The organism is Mesorhizobium sp. M0618, from assembly GCF_040320765.1.
In the GTDB taxonomy this organism is placed as follows: domain Bacteria; phylum Pseudomonadota; class Alphaproteobacteria; order Rhizobiales; family Rhizobiaceae; genus Mesorhizobium.
In genome coordinates this window covers 202,208-225,124 of record NZ_JAMYQH010000005.1, presented here as the reverse complement: position 1 = coordinate 225,124, position 22,917 = coordinate 202,208, and the positions used below count along the sequence as shown (strand labels likewise).

The following is a 22,917-nucleotide window of genomic DNA, read 5'->3' as shown; positions in this document are numbered from 1 at the left end:
GCGATTCAGTTGTCTGGTGTTTCAGTTGCGGTGATCAGATAGCGATTTCGGAAAGCTTGACAGTGCGGCCCTCGTCGATCGAGCGATAGCCCGCCTCGACCAGCGCCATGGTCTTGACGTTGTCGGCCACCGACAGCGCCGGCGGCGTGCCGGTCTTCACCGCATGCTGGAGCTGCTCCATCATGCCGATAAAGGCATGCGGGAACCACATCGTGTCCCAACTCGGGCTGACCCATTCGCCGCCGGTCGTCTCGGTCGAGGCATAGGTCAGCGTCGAGGCCGCGCCCGTCGGCCAGCCGATGGTGCCCTTCGCGACGCCCTTGGTGCCGTCGACGCGCCAGTTGATGTGCTGGTCGTCCTTGTAGCCATCCTGGCGCGGACCGGACCAGACATCCTCCAGCGACACGGCGAGCACGCCGGACGGGAAGCGCAGCGTCGACACGGTGATGCCGTCGGAATGGTCGAATGTCGTGCGCGGATCCTTCCGCGTCAGCGTGGTGATTTCATCTGGATCGCCGAACAGGAAGCGCAGAACGTCGAGATGATGCACGCTCATATTGGCCAGCGTCAGCCGGTCGTAATCCTCGAGGAAGCTCTGCCAGTGGGGGATGGCGTGCATGTCGATCTGGGCGAAGACGATGTCGCCCAGCGCGCCGCTGTCGATGATCTGCTTCAAGACGCGCATCGACTGGTCGTAGCGCATGTTCTGATTGACCGAGAGGATCTTGCCGGCCTTGGCCGCCTCGTCACGCAGCTTGACCGCTTCATCGACCGACAAGGCCAACGGCTTCTGCGCCAGGATTGCCTTGATGTGCTTCTGCTTCAGCGCGTGACGGATCAGCGCCGGCTGCAGGTCGGGCGGGAAAGCAAGATCGATGATCTCGACATTCTCGTCCTCGATCAGTTTTTCAGGCGTGTCGTGGACCGTGGGGATGCTCCAGCGCGTCGCCACCTTCTCGGCGCTGGCCCTGGTGCGCGAGGCGATCGCCACCACCGGGAATCCAGCTTCCTTGTAGGCGGCGAGATGGCACTCGGCCATGATCATGCCGGCGCCGACGCAGCCGATCCTGTATTCCTTCGTGCGGACCTTCACGTCCGGCTCGAAGCCCTTGTTTGCCATCTCTTCCTCCCGAAAGTCTTTCCTTGCGGCGGCCGTCATCGTGCCAACGCCCCGCCGCTCTGTTCGAAATAATGCACTCTGGCCGGCTCGCAGGATATCGCCACCATGGCATCCGGCCGAATGTCGGGCTGGCAGCGCAGCAATGCCTTCAGCCGCGCCTGCCCGGCAGCGAGCGTCACCACGGTGTAGCCGCCAAGCGGCTCGACCTCGAACACTCGCGCCGGGCGGCCCGGGCCCCCATCCGCCCACGGTCTAACCTTGATGTCTTCCGGCCTCAGGCCGATCTCCACGGCGTCGGCGGGCGCTGTCTTGTCTTCGATGCGGATCGTCCCTTCAGCCGCTTCGACACCGCCCTCGCTGCGCGCCGATCTGAGAATGTTCATCATCGGCGAGCCAAGCAGCCTTGCCACATACGTGCTGGCCGGGCGGTCGTAGATCTCTGCCGGCGTGCCGATCTGCCTGATGTTGCCGTCCTCCAGGATGGCGATGCGGTCGGCGACCGACATCGCCTCTTCCTGGTCATGCGTGACATAGATCAGCGTCTTGCCGAGTTCGCGCTGGATGCGCTTCAGCTCGACGCGCGTTTCCTCGCGCAGCCTGGCGTCTAGCGCCGAGATCGGATCATCCATCAGATAGGCATTGGGATCGCGCACCAGAGCCCGCGCGATCGCCACGCGCTGCCGCTCCCCGCCCGAAAGCTGTCCCGGCGGCTTGTGCAGGATATGGCCGATATGCAGCTTCGCCGCGACGTCCGTGACCCGCCACTTGATCTCGGCCTCGGCGACCCGGCGTTCGACCAGGGGAAAGCGGACATTTTCGAGCGCGCTCATATGCGGAAACAGCGCCAGGTTCTGGAACACCATCGCCACGTTGCGCTCGGCCGGCGACATCGCGTTGACCGGCCTGCCTCCGATCAGGACTTCACCGGTGTCAGGTGTCTCCAGCCCGAGCACCAGGCGCAGAATGGTCGACTTGCCTGACAGCGGCGGTCCGAAGAAGCAGAAGAACTCATTGTCGTTGACGGTGAACGAGGCGTCGTCGACGGCGAGTATATTGCCGTAGCGTTTGGTCACATTGCGAAAGACGATATCGGCCATCTCAACCTGCCTTTATCGCAAGGCCGGTAGCGGCGTCGAAGACGCGCACCGACGACGTAGTGGGGGCAATGACAGCGGTGTCGCCGATAGCCAGTCCGACATCATTGTCGAACACCGTTTTCACAGCCGCCTCGCCCTGGCCGAGATGAACGATGGTGCGCGCACCGATCCGTTCGACGAAGGTCACCGGCATTGCGAGGCCCTGCCCATTCTGCACCAACGTCGCCTGTTCAGGACGGAATCCGTAAAGCACCTCGCCGCGCGCACCACGCATGGCCGCCGCGAGTTCGACCGGCAGCGGCGGCGTGACGCCCAGCGGTCCGAGATCGACGACCAGTCCGCGGTCGCTTTCCACCGGCCTGCCCTTGAGCAGATTCATGCCCGGCGCACCGATAAAGCGGGCGACGAAGACATTGGCGGGATCGTTGTAGACCTCGAGTGGCGTGCCGACCTGCTGCAACACGCCATGATCCATGACCGCGATCCGGTCGGCCATGGTCATCGCCTCGAGCTGGTCGTGGGTAACATAGACCATGGTCTGGCGGAACTGCCGCTGCAGCTGCTTCAGTTCGGTGCGCATGACGGCCCGGAAAGCCGCGTCGACATTGGACAGCGGCTCGTCGAGCAGGAAGATCGCCGGCTCCATGATCGCCGAGCGGCCGATCGCCACCCGCTGCAATATGTTGACTGACAGCCTGTCGGCCTTGCGGTCGAGCAGCGGCGTCAGTTGCAGCATCTCGGCGATGGCGCCGACACGGCGATCGATCTCGGCTTTGGCAGCCCCTCGCATTTTTGGTCCATAGGCAAGGTTCTGGCGCACCGTCATATGCGTGAAGATGGCGTAGTTCTGGAAGACGAAGCCGACGCCGCGCCGGCCCATCGGTACGCCGGCCATGTCGCGCTCGCCGAACAGGATCTTGCCGCCGGTCGGCTCTTCCATGCCGGCGATCATGTTCATCGTCGTCGACTTGCCGCAGCCCGACGGGCCGAGCAGCGCCATGAACTCGCCGTCTGATATTGCCAGGTCCATGGTCTTGAGCGCGGTAAAGTCGCCGAATTTCTTGACCAGGTTCTGCAAGTGGATCGCGCTCATGCCGCTACCTCGCGTGCCCGCGCCATGCGCTTCATCGCGAACACCGCAACGATCGACAGCACGATCAATATGGCCAGCGCGATCGCCGCCACATAGCCCCAGATCAGGTCCTGCGTGGTGAGCTTGTAGATGTAGACCGAGATGGTTTCGGTGGCGACGCCTGGACCGCCGCCGGTCATGATGTAGAGCGTGTCGAAGATCTTGAAGTTCTCTATCACCCGGATCGCCAGCGCGATGATGATGATCGTCTTCATCTTCGGCAGCACGATGGTGACGAAGCGCTGCCAGGGATTGGCGCCGAGCAGCGTCGCCGCCTTGATCTGGTCCTCCGGCACGCCGACCAGGCCGGCGAGCAGGATGAGGAACATCAGCGGCGTCCATTGCCAGATATCGGCGACCATCACCGCGATCAGCGCCAGCGTCGGATCCGACAGCCAGGCGATGGTGACGGGAGAACCGGTCAGCGACGACAAGATGTCGTTCACCGGGCCGCCTGACTGGAACAGCATGAAGAACATGTAGCCGGCCACCGCCGGCACCACCATCATCGGCATCAGCAGGATCGAGTAGAAGACGCGCTTGCCCGGGAAATCGTCGGCAAACAGCGTCGCCAGTGCCAGGCCAAGCAGGAATTCCGCCGGCACGCAGACGATCATGACGATGGCCGTACGCTTCAGCGCGCTCCAGAAGCGCGCGTCGGCGGCGAGATCGGTGTAGTTGGCAAAGCTGTTCCACATCGACCAGGCGCTCCACCAGCCGGTGCCCGACAGAGGCGACCAGTCGGTGACGCTGATGTAGAGCTGCATCAACAGCGGGAAGGCCGAGATGAACAGCACGAGGATCTGAGCGGGCAATGTCAGCCGGAAACCCAGCCTTGCGCCCTCGTCACGCGAACCCGGCCTTGCTCCGACGGTTTTCATCTCATCCTTTGAAATCATGGCAGTCACCGCGCTCATTGCTTGAGCGCCCCGAATGTCAGCCCGCGCACCAGATGGCGTTGGATGGCGATGCCCATGATGACCGGCGGCACGGCCGCGATCAGGCCAAGCGCCGCCTTGGCGCCATAGAGCTGCCCAGTCATCGAGGAGGATAGCGAGGCCATGTAGACCGGGATGGTCACCCATTCGCGCGTCGTCAGAAGCAGCGCGATCAGATAGTCCGACCAGTTGAGGATGAAGACGAAGAGCGCGGCACTTGCCAGCGGCGCGCGCATCATCGGCAACGTGATGCGAGTGAAGACGCGCAGTCGCGAACAGCCCTCGACAAGCGCCGCCTCCTCGATCTCGCGCGGCATGTCGTCGAAGAAGGTTTTCATCAGCCAGAAGGCGAACGGCAAGGTGACGATGCCGTAGATCAGCGCCAGGCCCCACCAGCTGTCGGTGAAGTTGAGGAAAGCCCACATGATCATCACCGGGATCATGACCGCCATCGGCGGAAAGATCCGGAGCTGGATCAGCGCCAGCGGCAGGTTCTGGCCGGAGCCGAAACGCGACAGCCCATAAGCCGCGGCAGTGCCCGCCGACATGGCGATCACCGTGCCGAAAACCGCCGACAGCAGCGATGCGAGGATCGGCTTCAGCGCGTTACGGTCGAGCGCGACGATCAAATTGTTGGTCGACTCGCCGAAGACGAAACGGAAATTGCTGAGCGTCGGGTTCTTCGGCCACCAGGTCAGGTCGGCGCCGGTCGCCGACCATTCGGCGATCGGCTTGAAGGCCATCGATACCATCCACAGGATCGGCACCAGCGTAACCGCCATGGCCGCGAAGATCGCGGCATAGCGGAATATCAGGAAAGGAAAGGAACGCTTCATCTGGCGGCTTTGCTGGTGGCGTTGTGGGCGGAGGGGAGAAGCAAGCTCCTCCCCTCCTTCGATATGATCCAGGGAGAAGGATCAGACGATTGGATCGAGAACTGTCGGCCAGGCCTCCTTGTTGGTCTTGATGGCTTCGAGCAGTTTGTCCTCGCCGGTGCGCCGGGCGATCTTTTTCCACTCTGCCTCGGTATCGGCCATCGCCTGCTCCGATGTCTTGGCCTTGGTCAGCGCCGCCATCAGGTTCTCGTCGAGCGCATTGTGGAAGGCTGTCGCGCCGGGATAGTTGATGGTTGGCACGGTGCGGGCGACCGTCTCGCGCACGACGTCCATGTGGTAGGCATGATAGGTCTGGCGCACCAGCGGATCGGAGAAGTCCGAAAGCCGGAACGGGTCCAGATAACCGCCGGGGTTGGCGCTCATCCATGCGTAGATACGGGCCGAGCCCAGCCATTGCAGCAGGAGATAGGCGACCTCCTGGTTTTTCGACTGCGACGAGACCATGCCGGTCAGCGAGAACCACAGCACGGAACGGCTGATCAGCTTGCCGCCGATCTCGCGGCCGGGCGGCAGCATCGAGCCGATCTTGCCGGTGACGGCTGAATCCTTGTTGCCGGCATTGTCGAGGAATTTCGGCAAGTTGGAGAAGGCGCAGGTCATCGCCGCACCACCCTTGGCGAAGTTGCCGTATTGCTCCGGCCAACCCCAGGAGATCGCATCCGGCGAATGATGCGCGAGCGAAGCGACATATTCGTTGGTGGCGGCAATACCTTGCTCGGAATTGATCATCGGCTTGCCGTCATCGCCAAACAGGAATTGGTTGGGCGAAGCCATCGAGACATAGCGCTGGTACCAGTTCGTGTAGCCCCAGCCCTGGTTGCGCAGGTCGGTCGAGCCGAACAGGCCCTTGTCCGGTCGCTGGAAGAAGGCGGCTATGTCGCCATGCTGCTTCCAGGTCTTCGGCGGCGCCAGATCGTAGCCGTATTTGTCCTTGAAGGCCTTCTTCTCGGCTTCGTCGCCGAACAGGTCGGTGCGGTAAACCCAGGTCTGGAAGTCGCCGTCCAGCGACACGCCATAGTTCGAGCCGCGGTATTTGTTGAGCAGCGACACGCCCTTGGCGCCGTTGACATAGCCGCTGACGGGATCGTCCCACTCAGGCTTATGCTGCGCGACAAAGTCGTCGAGCTTGGCGATGCCGCCGGTTTCGGCGAGGTCGCCGAGGCGATTCCATTCGGTCGAGTAGATGTCGTAGGCCCCACCCTTGGTGGAGATGTCCTGCATCGTCTTGGTGAATTCCTGGCCGTTCGGCAGACCGACGATTTCGATCGCGATGCCGGTTTCCTTTTCCCACAGCTCCTTGATAGACGGCGCACCGGCCGGGAACGGCTGCGTGAGCTGGCCGATCGAGCCGTCGGACAGGCCGAGCACGATCTTGGCCGGCGCCTTGCCGGCGCCCTTCAGCGCCTTGGCCGCTTCGATGGCGCGGCCTTCCGGCGTGTCGGCGCCATACTGATAGCGCTCGGCACCATCGAAGCCCGTCGGGCCGCCGATCATGCCTGGCGCCAGCGCGTCGGCCGCATAGGCTCGGCCGGGACGAATGAATTGCGGCGCAATGCCAGTGGCGGCCATGATCACGGCCGCTTTTCCTCCAGACGCCAGCAGGCGGCGCCGCGAGATGCGGATCAAGTCAGACATTGAAACTCCTCCCATAGGGTCACGTTTCCTCCACGACCCTATGAGGGATATTGACGGCAGCACGGGAAGGCTGTCAACATCATAAATAATCAAAACACCTCACAACATCGCAAATAGGGCGGGGAAATGCGTAAAACCGGGATCCATACATCACTCCTGATGCCTCGATTTGATGGGAAACGCCTCTTCTCGATCCTGCGCGGCACAGCCGGATCATTTGATTTAGCCCGGCGGCTTGCACATCGGCCAAGGGCGGATACATCATTTCCCATCAGAATCGCCGATGGTGGGGAAGCCGTCGCCGGCCGATCTGACGCTTGCAGGAGATGAGAGACGGTGCGTTCCACCCTGACTGACATAGCCCGGGAAGCCGGCGTCTCCGCCGCCACCGTCGACCGCGTGCTCAACAACCGCCCCGGCGTACGGGCGCGCACGCGCGAAATCGTGCTCGAAATGGCGCAGCGGCTCGGCTACATCGCCGAAAGCCCGAACGGGGCGCCGCCGCGGCATTTGCGCGGCGACGTCATCCGGCTCGACTTCGCCCTGCCGGCCGGCACCAATTCCTTCATCAAGATGCTGCACCGCCAGATCGAGGCACAGGCTCTGGCGCGGCCCGACCTCGATGTTCGTATCGCCACCATAGAGGGCTTCAATCCTGACCGGCTCGCTCGCCTGTTGCAGGATCTGCGCGGACAGACGCAAGGCGTCGGCGTCATCGCGCTCGACCATCCGACGGTGCGCGAAGCAATCCGCTCCCTGTCGGCCAACGACATCAAGGTGGTGACCATCGCCTCCGACATCCTGCATGTACCCAGGGTCGCCTATATCGGCATCGACAACCGCGCCGCCGGGCGGCTGGCCGGCTATCTGCTCAACCGCTTCATGGGATCGGGGCGTCCGGGCAAGGTGGCGCTGTTCGCCGGCTCGCTGTCTTATCGCGGCCACGAGGAACGCGAGATGGGGTTCCGCCACGTATTGACCGAGGAATCACCCAATCTGCAGATCGTCGAGATGCGCGAAATGCTCGACGACCGCGAGAAGGCCTATTCGGAGGCATCGGCCCTGCTGGAGCGGCACCCCGACCTTGCCGCGATCTACAATGTCGGCGCCGGCAACACCGGCATCGCCCGCGCGCTCAAGGAGCGCGGCCGCGCCCAATCCATGGTCTTCCTCGGCCACGAAGTGACGGACGGCACCAAGGACCTTCTGCTCGACGGCACGCTCGACGCGGTCATCGACCAGAACCCGCGCGTCGAGGCCCGCGAAGCGCTCAACACCCTGATCCATGCGGTCCGGGGGCTGCCCTACGAATTGCACCAGCCAAGGCTGCAGGTGATCTTCAAGGAGAACATTCCGGAGATTTGACCTGTACGAGGCGGCGCCGCAAAGCGCCGCCAACTCAATCTTTCCGGGCCTATTGGACGGCAGCGACCTCAGCCGCGGCGCCATCGACAAAGCTCTTGTCGACCCATTTGCCATAGTCGATCGAGCCCTTCAGGAGCCCGGCGCTGGCCATGAATTTCTCCTCGCCCTGCAAGGCGGCGATCGCGTCGTCCGTGAGTTTCGGATCCTGATGGAACACCCCGTCGGCATAGGTCTTGCGGACGGATTTTTCCGACGACTTGGTCGCCTCGACAAAGGTCTTGATCGTCTGGTCCGGATGGGCGTCGGCCCAGCGCGAAATCTCGATATCGACCTTCAGCAGCCGCTTGACCAGATCGGGATATTTCGCCGCGAAGGCGCCGTTGACCGAGATGACGTTGGGCACGTTCCATTCCGGATGGGTGCTGGTGTCGAACAGGACGCGCGCCTCGCCGGTGTCGACCAGCTTGGCCGCCGTCGAATCAGTCTCGACAATGGCGTCGATATCGCCGCGCAGCAGCGCCGGGCCGGATGCCTCGAAAGGCAGGTTCAGACCTTCGACATCATTGGTGGTCAGGCCGACGCTGTTCAGCGCCTTGCTGAAATTCGAATGCCGCACCGTGCCGGTCAAATAGGCGACCTTCTTACCCTTGAGATCCTGCAGTGTCCTCAGCGGCGAGTCGGTCTTGACGACGATGTAGGAACCGCCAGCCTTCACATAGCTCGACAGGCCGATCAGCTTGATGTCGGCGCCGGACGCCGCAACGCGCAGCGCTGGATTGTTGCCGGTATAGGTGAATTCGGTCGCGCCGGTGGCCAACGCTGTCGTCGCCTCCGAACCGCCATTGAAAGTCACCAGTTCGACCTTGATGCCGTCCTTGGCGAATTCCTTCTCCCACCAGCCGTCCTTCTGGGCGAGGATGAATTTGAGATGCCCCGGCGCGGTACTGCCGATGCGGATGATTTCCGGCTTGTCCTGGGCGAAGGCAGGCATGCCGCCAAGGCCGATGACGACGGCAATGGCGCCCTTCAGGAGCAGTCGGCGAAGTGCATCGAATGGAATGCTGGGCATGGGAAAAATCCTTCCTGATTGGAATGAATGGACGGCTCAGATGAGCGAGGTCTCGGACTGGCCTTTCCAGGCTGTCGCCCAGCGCTCGAACCAGACAAGCAGGTAGTTGACGGTCAGGCCGATGACGGTCAGCGTCAGGATGCCGGCATACATGTCGGCCGTTTCCATCATCAGCTGCGAGTTCTGGATGAGGAAACCGAGGCCGGATTTGGCCGCCAGCATCTCGGCGCCAATGACCGCGAACAGCGAGGATTTCACCGCCAGCCGCGCGCCGGCGACGATCGAGGGAATGCTGGCCGGCAGGATGACTTTCCGGAACAGATCGAAGTCGGACGTGCCCATCGAGCGCGCCGCCTTGATCAGCAGCGGATCCACCGACTTGACGCCGCTGATCGTGTTGACGAGGAGAAAGAAAACCGAGGAGTAGAAGGTGATCGCCACCTTCGATTCCTCACCAATGCCGAGCAAAAGGATGAACACCGGCAGCAGTGCGAATTGCGATGTGTTGCGCAGCGTCTGCACCAGAAGGTCGGAAACCTTCTCGAACAGCCAATAGCGCCCCATCAACAGACCGAGCGGGATGGCCACCACCACGCCGAGTGCGAAGCCGATCGCAGCGCGCTGCAGGCTTATGCCGATATGCTCGATCAGCACGCCCGAGGCGAGCAGCGCCCACCAGGCGACCAGCACCTCGCTCAGCGGCGGAAAGAAGATCCGGTTCAGCCAGCCGAGCCGGGGCGCGATCTCCCACAGCAGGAAGAACAGGCCGAGCAGCGGCAAGCCATAGAGGAACGTGCCGTGGCTCGCTTTCTTGCTCCGGTTCTTGGCGCTGGCCTTGATGGCCGGGACCCTAGCGACGGCGACCGTTTCGCCAGCGCCGGCAAACAGGTGGAGCGCTCCAGCGGAGCCAAACTTCTCGGTCAGATAGGCCATTGGTCCAGCTCCTCAGTGACTGAAGGCTGGCGACAGGGTCCAGTCCTTCTGCGCCTTGTTGACCTCGTCGCGCAGCACGTCCCAGACGCGGGCGCGATAGGCGTTGAATTCGGCGCTGGCGCGGATGTCGCCGTCGCGCGGCCGTGGCAGGTCGATATCGATGATCTCCTTCACCGCGCCCGGCCGCGCCGTCATCACCACCACGCGATCGGCGAGGAAGATCGCCTCGTCGATCGAGTGGGTGACGAAAATGACAGTCGTGTTGATCTTGCCCCAGATCCGCAGCAGCTCGCCTTGCAGCAGTTCACGCGTCTGCTGGTCGAGCGCCGCGAACGGCTCATCCATCAGCAGCACTTCCGGGTTGCTGGCCAGCGCACGCGCGATTGCCACACGCTGCTGCATGCCGCCGGACAGCTGGTTGGGAAAACGGTCCTCGAAACCAGCAAGGCCGAACAGCGCCAACAGATGGCGGGCTGTGGCGGTACGCTCGGCCTTGGCCACGCCGCGCACTTCCAGCGCATATTCGATGTTGGCGAGCGCCGTGCGCCAGGGAAACAACGCATATTGCTGGAAGACATAGCCGGTCTTTGGATCGGGCCTGGTGATGCGCCTGCCGTCGAGCTGGACATTGCCGCCGGTCGCCTGCGTCAGCCCGCCAATGATATCGAGCAGCACCGACTTGCCCGAGCCGCTCGGGCCGACCAGCGTGATGAACTCGCCTTTGCGGATCGAGAGATCAACGCCGTCGAGCACGGTGACGCGGTCGGTCGCCTCGCCATCGACGGTGACGAACTGCCCCGGCTTGAGCTGGAACGTCTTGCTGATGTCGCTGACGACGATCCGGTCCATGTTCGGGCGATCCATATCTGTCTCCGATCGGTTCACTGCGCCACGCGGATGCGGTGCGTCGGGTCGAATTCCGAGCCGCCCGCCTTGCCGCGCTTCCAGCCAAGCGCGCGGGCATAGGAGCCGAACAGCCGTCGGGCGTCGGCCTGAGCTTCCGTGATGCCGGTCGGCCCTTCGGCGAACTCGGCCACATAAAGCGCGTCGGTCGGGCAGTAGATCTCGCAGAGAAAGCAGGTCTGGCAGTCCTCCTGGCGAGCGATCACCGGCACGCCATTGTCGGTCGCGTCGAAGACGTTGGCCGGGCACACCTTGACGCAGATGTCGCATTCGACGCAGCGCGGGGCCGAGACGATCTCGATCATGACGCCAGCTCCGCCAGCCGCTCAGGCGCACCTGCGATGCGGAACTCATCCACACCGGTGATGACCAGCCGGTGCGCGAAGGCCGGGCTCTTGCCCGGTAGGTCGGTGCGGCGATGCATGCCGCGGCTCTCGGTGCGGTGCAGCGCTGCGGCCACGGACCAGCGCCCGGCAGCGGCGATCGATGCCGCCTCGCGCGTGCGGACCCGATCCAGCCCCTCGCCTTGCAGATGGTCGCGCACGTCGCGCCAGACACTCTCCAGCCGCTCGCCGCTTTTCTCCAGGCCCTCGCCAGTGCGGAAGAAATTCTTGCCGAGCGGCGTCACTTCGCTACGCACCGCCTCGATAACTTCGCTCGCCGAGATGTCGGCACTCGCCGACGATGCCGGACGCAACCCGGCTTGGCCGAGCGATTGCACCGCGCTGCGGAAGGCCTTGCCGGTGCGGCGCTTGGCATGGGTCGAGGCGCCCTTGCCGGCCCACCAGCCGCTGGCCAGCGCCCAGGACGAATTGACGGCGCCGCCGCCCGACACGGCCCCGGTCATGATCTCGCGGCTGGCGGCATCGCCGGCGACGTAGAGGCCGGGCACGCCGGTGGCGCAATCGTCGGAGACGATGTCGATGCCGCCGGTGCCGCGCACCGTGCCTTCGGCGCGCAAGGTGATGCGGAACAGCTCGCTGAACGGATCGATGCCGGCGCGGTCGTAGGGCACGAAGCAATTCGGCTGGCCCTGGCGCAGCCAGCCTTGCAGCGCCGGCTCGGCCTGATCGAGCCGCGCATAGACCGGGCCGTCGATCAGCGCGCGCGCCACTTCCTCCTCGCGGTCGCCGATGCCGTTACGCAACGGCTCGCCGGTCGGTCCGACGATCGGGGAGCCATCTTCGCGATGGAACGAGGCCCAGCGGAACGGCAGGCCCTTGTTCAGCGATGAGCCATAGGGCGCCAGCGTGTATTTGCCGGTGAACTCTATACCCGACAGGCTGGCGCCGGCTTCGGCCGCCATCAGATAGCCGTCGCCAGTCAGCCCGGTGGCGCCGAGGATGCGTTCGCGAAAGGCGCAGCCGCCGGTCGCCAGCACCACGGCGTTGGCGTCGACGCGCCAGTCCTGGCCGATCTGTCTCGCAACACCAGCGGCGCCGACAATGGCATCGCCGTCGGACAGAAGTTCGAGCGCCGGATGATGGTCGAGTACGGTGACGCCGGCCAAAAGCACCCGGCGGCGCATGAAGCGCATGTAGTCCGGGCCGCGCAGATTGGCGATGTAGAGCCGTCCGTCATCCTCGCTCGGAAAGGGATAGCCCCATTCGGACAGCCTGAGCAGGTTGCGGTAGGCGGTGTCGACGCAGCGCAGCATCCAGCGCGGGTCGGCGAGTTCGCCGGTGCGCTGCCAGCGTCGTTCGACCACGGCGTGCCTGTTGTCACCCGGCGGTACGCACCAGGTGCCGGTATTGGACGGCGCAGTGGCGCCGCTGGTGCCGAGATAGCCCTTGTCGGCCAGCACCACCTTGGCGCCGCCCTCGGCCGCAGAGACTGCTGCCCAGGCTGCCGACGGACCGCCGCCCAGCACCAGCACGTCTGCCTGGAGCAGCAAGCTGTCGGAAGCGGATTTTTGCGGCTTGGGCATGGACACCTGGCGAACGCGTCGAGGCCGGCGCTAGGCCGCGCGCGCCGCGCTGGAAGACCAGACCGGCTCGTTGCCGGCACTCCATTTGATGTTGCAGCCGATCGACGGCACTTGGCTGGCAATGGGCCTGCCGCCCTCCAGCACGGTGTCGACCGCCGCTCGCAGATCGGCACCCGTCACCGGCTTGCCGTTGCCCGGCCGCGCCTCGTCGAACTGGCCGTGATAGGCGAGCCGCCGGTCAGTGCCGAACAGGAAGAAGTCGGGCGTGCAGGCCGCGCCATAGGCTTTCGCCGTCTGCTGCGACGCATCCTTGAGATAGGGGAAGGAATAGCCGAATTTTTCGGCCTCTTCGCCGATACGGGCAAGCGTTTCTTCCGGATGCGCTTCGTGGTCGTTGGCGTTGATCGCCACCACCTGCAGCCCCTTGCCCGCATAATCCCTGGCGAAAGCGGCAAGCTGCTCGCGGATCAGCACGACGAACGGGCAGCGGTTGGAAATAAAGGCGACGAGCAGGGCCGGCTTGGCGTCGAAATCGGCGAGGCGGTGCAGCACGCCTTGCGCGTCGGGCAGCAGGAAGTCGGTGGCCCTGGTGCCGAGGTCGATCGGATTGGACTCTGTCTTCGGCATCGATGCGCTCCCATGTGCAACCATTTTTCACAGCCCAAGATGCGAGCGCTCCGAACGTTCGCAGTTAGTCTATGAATTTAGTATAATTATAGGCTGGAGAGCCCATTCACGGTCAACCGCGCGGCTTAGAATATCGTGCCAATGTTTCAGGCTGAGCCGCCAAGTTTGTTCGGGCGGAAGCCGATCCGGAGAAATCCGGACGGATAGGATTTATCAAGCGCAACGGGTTCGCCGACGAATTGGTACTGCCCAGCCGAACCGCCTTCCGATTTTTACGACGTCATTCCCCTTCCGGATAGAGCGCCTTCGCCAGATCGCGGATCGCATCTGATGTGCGCGGCCCGAAGCCGATCATGTAGGCGCCGTCGAGCACGACCAGCGCCTTGTTGGCCGCCGCTGGCGTTGCCGCCAGCGCGCGGTTGCCGAACACCTGCTCGGGCGTCGGCCCGCCCTTGCCGTCGCTCATCATCAGGATGACATCGGGCGCCATCTCGATCAGTTTTTCCTCCGACGCCGCCTTGTAGCCCTGCACGATTTCCATCGGGTTGAGGCCGCCGGCATAGCGGATGATGGCGTCGGCAGAAGTACCCGCGCCGGCAGCGCTCAGACGTACCAGGCCATGGAAGAACACCACCTTCTTGCGCCGCTCCGGCGGGATTTGCGACGCCAGATCCGCGGCAGCCTGAAAGGCCGTGAGCACCTCGGCGGAAACCGCCTTGCCCTTGTCCTCGAGCCCAAGGCTGGCGGCGATCAGGGTGATCTTGCGGTCGATGCCTTGCGGGCTGTTGTCCTGCCGGACGAAGACGATCGGGATTGCCAGCGACTTCAGCACCTCGACCGCTTCAGGAGGCCCGCTGTCTTCGGCGGCCAGGATCAGGTTGGGGCGCAGGCTGGCCAGCCCCTCGACCGAAAGCTGGCGGCGGTAGCCGACATTGGGTTTTTGCGCGACTTCAGGCGGATATTTGCTGCCGCGATCGATAGCGACGATTCGCCCGCCGGCGCCCAGCGCGTGGACGATCTCGGTGACGTCGGAGCCGAGCGTCACGATTCGGGTCGCCGCGCCCGGCACGACGGTTCGCCCCAGCACATCGACAACGGTCTCGGCGGCCAGCGCCTTGAAGCCGCAGGAAGACGCCAGCACCGACAGTGCCAGAAGCAGCACCGCCGCGATCCTGCCAGGTTGTGACCAGTGGGTCGTCTTGCCTTCGCCTAAACTGCCGACCATGCCGCTGTTCCCGTGCCAGATGCTTCTCGATGATGGTTGGCTATAAATTTAAAGTTGACTTGTGTCATCATGTTTTAATATGTGACCCATGCCCTGACCTGCCTGGTCGAGGGATTTTTAATCATGCCAGCCAAGGCCGTTCAGCCACCGCCAGCAGTTTTGCTTTTGCTCGGGGGCAGCATGACAACTACAACAAACACGACATTGAGGGCGAGCACCGCGCTCGCCTTCGTGCTCGGCCTCTGCGCCGTGCCTCTTGCCAGCGCGCAGGAACAGGACCGGGAGAAAAAGGCCGCCGCCAAGACCGGCCGCCTGGCGTCGGCCAGTGTCGCGCAGAACCAGCCGGCGACGATGCTCGACGTGATCACCATCTCGGCGACGATGATCAAAACGGCGGTGATCGAATCGATGGCCGCCATCAGCGCCGTCGATCAGGACGAACTCGACCGCATTCAGCCCGACACAGCGGCCGATATCTTCCGCACCACGCCCGGCGTCGCTGCCTCGATGAATGGCGACGATCCCGCAACCGCCATCAACATTCGCGGCCTGGAGCAATATGGCCGCGTCGTCGTGACGCTCGACGGCGCCCGTCAGGACTATTGGCGCGTCGGTCATGGCTCTGGCTCGTTCTATGTCGAACCGGACCTGATCAAGGAAGCCACCGTCATTCGTGGCCCGGTGTCGAATGCCTATGGGTCAGGCGGCATCGGCGGCGTCGTCTCCTTCGAGACCAAGGACGCCGGCGATTTCCTCAAGAAGGACGAGCGCTGGGCGCTGAGCGAGAAGCTCGGCTACGAGGACAATGGCGACGGCTTCACCACCAGCACCACCGGTGCCTACCGCTTTAGCGGCGATGCCGACATCATCGGCAACCTCATCTATCGCGACCGCGACAGCTACACCGACGGCAATGGCGACACCGTGCCGTGGACCGGCGAGCGGGTGACCAGCGGCTATCTGAAGACGACGCTGCGGCCGGCCGATGACCATGAGCTGAAGCTCGGCGCCATCCTGCAGCGCTACAATGACCAGATCACCGGATCGAGTGGCTCGACCTCGCCGACGCTGAGCCGCTACGACACCAACACCACCAACCAGACCTACACCGCCGCCTACACCTGGAAGCCCGACGACAATGAGCTGATCGACTTCAGCGCCAATGCCTATCACAACCGCACCCGCGCCGAGCAGACACAGGTCTGGCCCACCTCGGCGATCGGCAATTTCCGCTTCTACGATGTCGCCACGACAGGCTTCAACGTGAAGAACTCCTCACGTTTCGACGCCTGGGGACTAGCACATACGCTGACCTACGGACTCGATTACTACTATCTCGAGGCCTCCTCGGAAGCGGCGCATTTCGGCGCTGGCGAACAGCAGGGCTATGGCGGCTTCCTGCAGTGGCAGGGCGATTACGAGGACTGGCTGCAGGTCATCACTGCGATGCGGTATGACGGCTACCGGCTCGATGGCGAGACGCGCATCCCGTCACCGCAGGAAGCCTCGATCTCCGGCGATCGTTGGTCGCCGCGCCTCACCGTCGGCGTCATGCCATTCGATGGCTTTCAGCTCTATGGCACCTATTCCGAAGGCTATCGGGCGCCGGGTCTGCAGGATGTCTTCCGTGGCGGCGGCGCGCATGGTGGCGGCGACACATATCGGCCCAATCTTCTGCTGCAGCCCGAGACGGCAAAGAACTGGGAGGCCGGCGTCAACGTGAAATATGACGATGTGCTGACGGCGGATGACCGGCTGCGCGCCAAGGTCAACGTCTTCCACACCGCCGTCGAGGACTATATCGACGTCGACCTGACCGTCCTGCCGCGCACGGCGATCAACATCGGCGACGCGCGCCTGAAGGGGGTCGAGGCCGAGATGGTTTATGACTATGGCTCAGGTTTCGTGAACCTCTCCGGTGCGCTGATCGACGCCAAGGTCGTCAGCGGCGTCTATTCCGGCCAGGCACTGAACAACACGCCGCTCGACCGCTTCTCGGCCACCATCGGCTTCCGCATGCTGGAGGACCAGCTCACCGTCGGCGCGCAATATCTCAGCGTCGGCAAGATCACCCGCACCAGCCGCACCAATCCCAACGCCGTGCCGGTCGTCGATGACGGTTTCGATCTGGTCAACGTCTTCGCCAACTGGCGCGTCAATGACAACCTCAAGCTCGACTTCGGCGTCGATAACATCTTCAACACCGCCTACACCGACCCGCAAAGCGCATGGTCGACCTCGGCGGCAACCGAACAGGGCGAGGGCCGCACCTTCAAGGTGGCCCTCACCGGCAGGATCGGAGGCTGACAATGAACGAAGCATCGGTGCGTGAACTGGCCTGTGAGGCACAGCTCAACCTGCGACATCTGCCTGATTACATGGACAGCATCAGCGACAGACTGCAGAGCTTCGAGGCCGATGCTTCGCATCATGGACAGCGAATCGATTTCCGCTTCGCCTTTGGCGAAGCCTCCATCGACATGGAGCGGCTGGTGATGCGGGCCAATGCCGCCGACCGCGACGGGCTGGCCCGCATCAAGGATCTGCTCGCCACGGCGGTGCAAGTCTATGCCAGGGACGAAAACCCCGAAATCGTCTGGACCGGCGATCTCTCAGGCGAAACCAGCCTCGCTCAGTTCCGCGAGATGGTGGTGACGGATGTTCGCGACCTCACCCCGCATATGCGCCGCATCCGCCTGGCCGGCGAGAACCTCTCGCGCTTCGCCAAGTTCGGCGGCATGCATATCCGCATGCTGTTTCCGACGAGGGATGTCCCCGATCCGCTCTGGCCGGTGCTGGGCGGCAATGGCCTCCCGGCCTGGCCCGCCGACGACCGGCGCCCGGTGGCGCGCGTCTACACCATCCGCGCGCTCGACGTGGAAAAGGGCATCATCGATGTCGACTTCCTGATCCATCCCGGCGAGAGCGTCGGCTCCGCTTGGGCCATGCAGGCAGTGCCCGGCATGAAGGTTGGCATCATGGGGCCGGTCGGCCGTCCGGTGCGGCAGGCAGAATGGTATGTCTTGGGCGCCGACGAAACCGGCTTGCCGGCGCTGGCGCGGCTGCTGGAGACGCTGCCGGCCGAGACAAAAGGCGTTGCGTTCGTCGAGATCGCCAATGACGGTGAACGGCAGGAGATCGCCAATGCCACCGGCATCGAATTGCATTGGCTGACACGGGATGGCGTGGCGGCGGGCGAGGACAGATTGCTGGCCGAGGCTGTCCGCTCGGTAGCGTGGCCGCAGGACGGTTCGGCCTTCGGTTGGTTCGCGGCGGAAGCCGCTGCCGCCAAGATCGTGCGCGAATATTGGCGCGACACTATGGGACTTGGTCGCGATCAAACGCTGGCGGCTGCCTATTGGCGGCGTGGTGCTGCCGGATTGATGGCGGGGTGAACTCTGATGATCGGCCCGCCGTCTTTGCCGATGCCGATATCAATTTGATCACCGGAGACAAGGTTCGAAATATCGCACACCACCAGCGGCATACGGATGTCATAAAGAAATTCGGCAACGATGGCGCCCACCGCCAGGATCGGGTCCGGCCGCTCCAGAAGAATACCGGCCGGCGCCGTGCCTCTGCGGATCGCCTCAGCCAGGACCGAGGATGAAGACGATGAGCCGCGCCCGCTCGGCATGACCAAAATCCTGCCGGCGACATTCTGGCCGAGACCGGGATGCGAATGGTCTGTTATCTCGCCGGTCTCGGCATCGATGCCGCCCCAGAAGCTGAGCGCTTGCGAAAATACCAGCGCCTGGCCCTTGGCCTCGCCGGCCAGCTGGAAGGTGCCGGTTCGTTCCACTGGTCGCGTCATGAGGCGCTCCGCACGACATGCCCGGCCGCAGCAGAGCGGATGCAATCCCGCATCTCGGCGAAGGCGACGGACACGCCGATATTGCCCGGCGCGTAATGTGCCCATTTGCCGGAATTGGTCATCACGACGCCGTCGAGGCGTTCCAGGATCGATGTGACATAGGTGCAGGTGTCGGCGACCGGGACCAGACCAAACGCCTCCATCCCCGCCAGCGCGCCCTCCTCCTGCAGTCGCGCCAGGGTCGCACGGCCCGTGTTGACGTAGATCGGGATGCGCCTTCCGGGTGCTGCCTCGCGCAGCAACGGCAACAGTCGCATCCACTCCTCATACGAAAAATGCGGCGTGCCGAGCGACACGGCCGCCACCGGCGCGCCATCCCGTACGCTCGATAGCCTGGCCAGCGCATGGTCGATATCGGCGCGGGTGATGCGGATCGTCTCGTCAGGCGCATGACCCTGGAACGCCTCATCGAGCGTCATCGCTTCCGGCGTGATGCCGACCGCATGGAACAGCGCCACAGCACCCGTCGTTGCAGCCGCCGCGCCCAGCGCCTTTAGCTGGTCCTCATCGCGCGGCTGCGGCAGACCGGCAATCACCGGAACGCGGTCGCCGCTCGCTTGCCCGATGAATAGCCCGACGCCGACGAAAAGGCTGTCGCTCGGCTCGCCGTCCAGAACATCCAGTTCGAACAGGATCCGGCCGCGCCGGTTCTCGCCGAGATGCAGACCCCAGGCCGGCGCGCGGCCGGTCATGGCGCAGCACAGATCGATGAAATCGCCATAGCGATTGGTGCGCGCGCCGATCACTGAATTGGCAAAGACGATGGCGTTGGATTCGCCCCAGGCGATCTGCTGGCCGAAGGCTGGCCGGAAGCGCGTCTGGTAGGGTGCGCAAGTGAATGTCGCCTGGCAGCCAAGCTCCAGATGCGCCTTCATCAGCCGCCGCGCCGGCACCTCTTCCGCCGCCGGCATCTTTACCATGCCGGGATGGATGAGATCGAACGAACCGACATTCAATGTTGTCGGCACCTGGACGCGGCCACCGCCTTCGACCAGCCGCTCGACGAAATCGAGCCCTGCCTTGCCGTGGTAGAGACAGCCGTCGATATGGGCGCCAGTGATGTCGAGGAGGCTGCCCGCGCCGACCGCCTTGGAAAAGGCGACCAGGATTTTCATGGCAGCGGCCGCGGACGGGCCCTGCTCGCCGTCGAGCATGGATCGGTCCTCGGCGGTCAATTCCAACGTCATGGGTGTGCTCCGGACCTTACTCGATCTTGTGGCGGGACAGCACCCCCCTCTGCCCTGCCGGGCATCTCCCCCGCAAGGGGGGAGATTGGCCCTCATATCCGCCTTCGCAAATTCCCAACGCTTCGGGAAGAGCATCGGCGCTCAAGCAGCCGATCTCCCCCCTTGCGGGGGAGATGCCCGGCAGGGCAGAGGGGGGTGCGAAGGAACGCCAACAGCCCCATCTATCGAACCGCGTCGACTATCCCGCCGCGATCAACACCGTACTCTCCGGCGACCAGCGCAGAACGACCTCCTGACCTTCCGCCAGCCTGTCGACACCCGTGTTCTGCACAATCACCTTCAACGTCTGGCCGCCACGCTCGACGAAATAGGTGCTGTTGTTGCCGGCGAAGATGCGCTTGGAAACCTGCCCCTTGAGCATGTTGGCGGTGCCATCCGGTGCTCCGGCATCCGTGGCGATGCGGATGCGTTCGGGGCGCACGGCGCAGCTCGCCTTGGCGCCGGCGGCAAGCTTGGCACCCGCGCCAGCGGCAATCGCCGTGCCGTCCGGCAGCCGGATGCCATCGCCCGTCGTATCGCCGCGAAAAATGTTGGCGTCGCCGAGGAAGGTGGCGGCGAACTCGCTCTTCGGCCTGTTATAGATCTCCTCCGGCGGCCCCTCCTGCACCAGCCTGCCGTCGCGCAATATGCCGATGCGGTCGCTCATCGTCAGCGCTTCTTCCTGGTCGTGCGTGACGAAGATCGTGGTGATGCCGATCTCGCGCTGGATACGTTTGAGCTCGATCTGCATGTCGACACGCAACGCCTTGTCGAGCGCGCCCAATGGCTCGTCGAGCAGCAGCACGCGCGGCTTGGTGACGATGGCGCGGGCGAGCGCCACACGCTGACGTTGGCCGCCCGACAGCTGATGTGGGCGGCGGCCACCGAGCTTGCCAAGCTGCACAAGATCGAGCGCGCGCTGCACCTCGGTCGCGATGATCGCCTTGGCCTCGCCGCGCACAGAGAGGCCGAAGGCGACATTGTCGGCGACGCTCATATTGGGAAACAGCGCATAGTTCTGGAACACCATGCCGATGCGCCGCTTTTCGACCGGCAACCGCTCGACGCTTTCACCGCCGATGGTGATGCGGCCGGAATCGGGAAAATCGAACCCGGCGATCTGCCGCAGCAGCGTGGTCTTACCGCTGCCCGACGGCCCGAGCAGCGCGTAGAAGCCGCCATCGGCGAAGTCGATGGAGACGTTGTCCAGTGCCTTGTGTGCGCCAAAGCTGCGCGAGACATCAGATACCTGCACGCCGGCCATTATTTCTCTCCGCCGAATTTGAAGAAGCGCGCCGTGAGCAGCATCAGCGCCATCGACACGACAATGATGATTGTCGAGACCGCATTGATTTCGGGTGTGAACCCTTTGCGGATCGCGGCATAAATTTCGACCGGCAGCGTCGTCTGCCCCGGCGTCGCCAGGAAATAGGACACCACGAACTGATCGAACGAAACGGCAAACGCAAACAGCCCGCCGGCGATGACGCCGGGCATGATCCAGGGCAGCGTAACGCGCCTCGTCACCTGCCACTGGTTGGCGCCGAGCGAGCGCGCCGCCTCTTCCAGCTCCGGCGCGAAGGTCTGCAGCCGGGCCGAGACGACGACGATGACATAGGGCAGCGCCAGTGCGACATGGCCGAGCAGGATGGCATGCAGGCCACGGCCGATGCCAACGCCGAAGAAAAAGATCAGCATCGCCGTGCCGGTGATCAGCCACGGTATGGCGATCGGCGGAAACAGCAGCGCCTGCAGGAATTTCTTGCCACGAAACTCATAGCGGTAGAGCGCCAATGATGCCGCCGAGCCGAGCACGACGCAGATGACTGTGGTGATGACCGCGATCTCGACGCTGTTCCAGGTGGCCGCGATCAGCTGGTCGTTCTGCCACAGCGAGGCGTACCATTCGGTCGTCCATTCGAACGGCAGTTGGTAGAAGGGCGAGACATTGAACGACATCAGCGCCATGATGATGATCGGCAGATAAAGAAAGGCGAGCAGCAGCCCGATGTAGAACCGGCCGAGCCATTCGAGGATGCGGGTCGTCGCCATCACGCGGCCCTCCGCAGCATTGGCGAGGCCACCGCCAGAATGACCAGCACCACCGCCAGCAGGATGAAGGAGAGCGCCGCACCGAGCGGCCAGTTGAACACGGCGACGAACTGGTCCTCGATGACCGTGCCGTAAAAGGTGCCGGTACGGCCGCCCAGGATGCGCGGCTCCATGAACGAACCGACGACCGGCACGAAGATCAGCGCCGCACCCGCCACCAATCCGGGCATCGACAGCGGGATGATCACCCGCTTCAGCACCTGCAGCCGCGAGGCTCCAAGCGAACGCCCGGCCTCGATCAACGAGTCGTCGATCGCCTGCAGCGTCAGATAACAGGTCAGCACCATGTACGGCACATAGGAATGCACCAGCCCGATGATGACGGCCGGATAGGAATACATCAGGTCGATGTTGATCTTGAACGGCAGCACGGCATTAAGCGCGGTGTCAAGGATGCCACCTTCGCGCAAAACCATCGCCCAGGAGAAGATGCGCACCAGCCCGTTCGACCAGAACGGCAGGATGACGAGCAGGAAGATCGCCTCGCGGCTGCGCCCCTTCAGCACCTTGGCGAGCACATAGGCCGCGGGATAGCCGATGACGACGCACCACAGCGTCACTTCGAGGCCAAGGCGCAGCGAGGCCAGCAGCAGCGTCAGATAGAGGCTCTGCGAGAAGAAGGCGGCATAGTTGCCAAGCGTGAACGCCCACGGCTTTCCCGACAGCGGCAGCTCGGTCATGAACGAGAAGAAGACCATAGCGGATAGCGGCAGGAAGATCGCCACCGTCAGCCAGAGATAGGCTGGCGCCAGCAGCGGCAATGCCGATCTCAGCCCGCTTCGCGACGCTGTCGCAGCTGCCATGGTACCCTCCTCCCAGTATTGGAAGAACCAGCCGA

21 protein-coding genes are annotated in these 22,917 nt (G+C 63.9%); 3 read left to right on the top strand and 18 right to left on the bottom strand.

All coding sequences use genetic code 11. From position 1 onward, the window contains the following. Positions 1 to 34: 34 nt before the first annotated feature. From NKJ04_RS08440 to NKJ04_RS08415, 6 genes are all read right to left on the bottom strand, one after another. Positions 35 to 1,120, bottom strand: a complete 1,086-nt coding sequence (locus NKJ04_RS08440) for a Gfo/Idh/MocA family protein (RefSeq protein WP_352674314.1) — start codon at positions 1,118 to 1,120, stop codon at positions 35 to 37. Positions 1,121 to 1,155: 35 nt separating this feature from the next. Further along, entirely contained in the window at positions 1,156 to 2,217 is a 1,062-nt protein-coding gene (locus NKJ04_RS08435; RefSeq protein ID WP_352674313.1) for an ABC transporter ATP-binding protein, read from the bottom strand. 1 nt (position 2,218) lies between these two features. After that, entirely contained in the window at positions 2,219 to 3,310 is a 1,092-nt protein-coding gene (locus NKJ04_RS08430) for an ABC transporter ATP-binding protein (RefSeq protein ID WP_352674311.1), read from the bottom strand. After that, the gene (locus tag NKJ04_RS08425; RefSeq protein ID WP_352674309.1) at positions 3,307 to 4,266 is read right to left on the bottom strand and encodes a carbohydrate ABC transporter permease; all 960 of its coding nucleotides are present in this window, start codon (positions 4,264 to 4,266) and stop codon (positions 3,307 to 3,309) included. Before NKJ04_RS08425 ends, NKJ04_RS08430 begins: the two co-directional genes overlap by 4 nt. Beyond that, entirely contained in the window at positions 4,263 to 5,123 is an 861-nt protein-coding gene (locus tag NKJ04_RS08420) for a carbohydrate ABC transporter permease (protein ID WP_023814037.1), read from the bottom strand. The genes NKJ04_RS08425 and NKJ04_RS08420 overlap by 4 nt, the downstream gene beginning before the upstream one ends. Before the next feature lie 81 nt (positions 5,124 to 5,204). Further along, on the bottom strand, positions 5,205 to 6,818 hold the full coding sequence (locus NKJ04_RS08415) for an extracellular solute-binding protein (protein ID WP_352674307.1): 1,614 nt from the start codon (positions 6,816 to 6,818) through the stop codon (positions 5,205 to 5,207). A 336-nt stretch (positions 6,819 to 7,154) separates the two neighbouring features. On the opposite strand from NKJ04_RS08415, the gene NKJ04_RS08410 reads away from it, so the two are divergent. After that, positions 7,155 to 8,183, top strand: coding sequence for a LacI family DNA-binding transcriptional regulator (locus NKJ04_RS08410; protein ID WP_352674305.1), 1,029 nt, complete (start codon positions 7,155 to 7,157; stop codon positions 8,181 to 8,183). Between the two features lie 49 nt (positions 8,184 to 8,232). Here the strand turns inward: NKJ04_RS08410 and NKJ04_RS08405 are convergent, their stop codons facing one another. The 7 genes from NKJ04_RS08405 to NKJ04_RS08375 all read right to left on the bottom strand — a co-directional run bounded on the left by NKJ04_RS08405 (position 8,233) and on the right by NKJ04_RS08375 (position 14,867). Then, positions 8,233 to 9,252: an aliphatic sulfonate ABC transporter substrate-binding protein gene (locus tag NKJ04_RS08405; RefSeq protein WP_352674303.1), complete on the bottom strand. Its 1,020-nt coding sequence runs from the start codon at positions 9,250 to 9,252 to the stop codon at positions 8,233 to 8,235. A 36-nt stretch (positions 9,253 to 9,288) separates the two neighbouring features. After that, the gene (locus NKJ04_RS08400; protein WP_352554749.1) at positions 9,289 to 10,185 is read right to left on the bottom strand and encodes an ABC transporter permease; all 897 of its coding nucleotides are present in this window, start codon (positions 10,183 to 10,185) and stop codon (positions 9,289 to 9,291) included. Positions 10,186 to 10,197: 12 nt separating this feature from the next. Then, positions 10,198 to 11,034, bottom strand: a complete 837-nt coding sequence (locus NKJ04_RS08395) for an ABC transporter ATP-binding protein (RefSeq protein WP_031213850.1) — start codon at positions 11,032 to 11,034, stop codon at positions 10,198 to 10,200. A 32-nt stretch (positions 11,035 to 11,066) separates the two neighbouring features. Beyond that, positions 11,067 to 11,393: a 4Fe-4S dicluster domain-containing protein gene (locus NKJ04_RS08390; protein ID WP_352674301.1), complete on the bottom strand. Its 327-nt coding sequence runs from the start codon at positions 11,391 to 11,393 to the stop codon at positions 11,067 to 11,069. Beyond that, positions 11,390 to 13,015: an FAD-binding protein gene (locus NKJ04_RS08385; RefSeq protein ID WP_352674299.1), complete on the bottom strand. Its 1,626-nt coding sequence runs from the start codon at positions 13,013 to 13,015 to the stop codon at positions 11,390 to 11,392. The genes NKJ04_RS08390 and NKJ04_RS08385 overlap by 4 nt, the downstream gene beginning before the upstream one ends. Before the next feature lie 30 nt (positions 13,016 to 13,045). Beyond that, entirely contained in the window at positions 13,046 to 13,642 is a 597-nt protein-coding gene (locus NKJ04_RS08380) for a thioredoxin family protein (protein WP_352441193.1), read from the bottom strand. Positions 13,643 to 13,922: 280 nt separating this feature from the next. Further along, positions 13,923 to 14,867: a heme/hemin ABC transporter substrate-binding protein gene (locus NKJ04_RS08375; protein WP_352674297.1), complete on the bottom strand. Its 945-nt coding sequence runs from the start codon at positions 14,865 to 14,867 to the stop codon at positions 13,923 to 13,925. Positions 14,868 to 15,047: 180 nt separating this feature from the next. On the opposite strand from NKJ04_RS08375, the gene NKJ04_RS08370 reads away from it, so the two are divergent. Both NKJ04_RS08370 and NKJ04_RS08365 read left to right on the top strand, forming a co-directional pair. Beyond that, positions 15,048 to 17,174 (top strand): TonB-dependent hemoglobin/transferrin/lactoferrin family receptor, encoded by a 2,127-nt coding sequence (locus tag NKJ04_RS08370; protein ID WP_352674295.1) that lies wholly within the window; start codon positions 15,048 to 15,050, stop codon positions 17,172 to 17,174. A 2-nt stretch (positions 17,175 to 17,176) separates the two neighbouring features. Continuing rightward, positions 17,177 to 18,262 (top strand): SIP domain-containing protein, encoded by a 1,086-nt coding sequence (locus NKJ04_RS08365; RefSeq protein WP_352674293.1) that lies wholly within the window; start codon positions 17,177 to 17,179, stop codon positions 18,260 to 18,262. On the opposite strand, the gene NKJ04_RS08360 is transcribed toward NKJ04_RS08365, so the two are convergent. The 5 genes from NKJ04_RS08360 to NKJ04_RS08340 form a co-directional block, all read right to left on the bottom strand. Further along, positions 18,223 to 18,681, bottom strand: coding sequence for an aconitase X swivel domain-containing protein (locus NKJ04_RS08360; RefSeq protein WP_031213854.1), 459 nt, complete (start codon positions 18,679 to 18,681; stop codon positions 18,223 to 18,225). The genes NKJ04_RS08365 and NKJ04_RS08360 overlap by 40 nt on opposite strands. Next, positions 18,678 to 19,928 (bottom strand): aconitase X, encoded by a 1,251-nt coding sequence (locus NKJ04_RS08355; RefSeq protein WP_352674291.1) that lies wholly within the window; start codon positions 19,926 to 19,928, stop codon positions 18,678 to 18,680. Before NKJ04_RS08355 ends, NKJ04_RS08360 begins: the two co-directional genes overlap by 4 nt. A gap of 238 nt (positions 19,929 to 20,166) precedes the next feature. Continuing rightward, a complete protein-coding gene (locus tag NKJ04_RS08350; protein ID WP_352674289.1) occupies positions 20,167 to 21,231 on the bottom strand; it encodes an ABC transporter ATP-binding protein in 1,065 nt (354 codons plus the stop codon). Then, positions 21,231 to 22,019: an ABC transporter permease gene (locus tag NKJ04_RS08345; RefSeq protein WP_352441200.1), complete on the bottom strand. Its 789-nt coding sequence runs from the start codon at positions 22,017 to 22,019 to the stop codon at positions 21,231 to 21,233. Before NKJ04_RS08345 ends, NKJ04_RS08350 begins: the two co-directional genes overlap by 1 nt. Further along, positions 22,019 to 22,882 (bottom strand): ABC transporter permease, encoded by an 864-nt coding sequence (locus NKJ04_RS08340; RefSeq protein ID WP_127297903.1) that lies wholly within the window; start codon positions 22,880 to 22,882, stop codon positions 22,019 to 22,021. Before NKJ04_RS08340 ends, NKJ04_RS08345 begins: the two co-directional genes overlap by 1 nt. Positions 22,883 to 22,917: the final 35 nt, after the last annotated feature.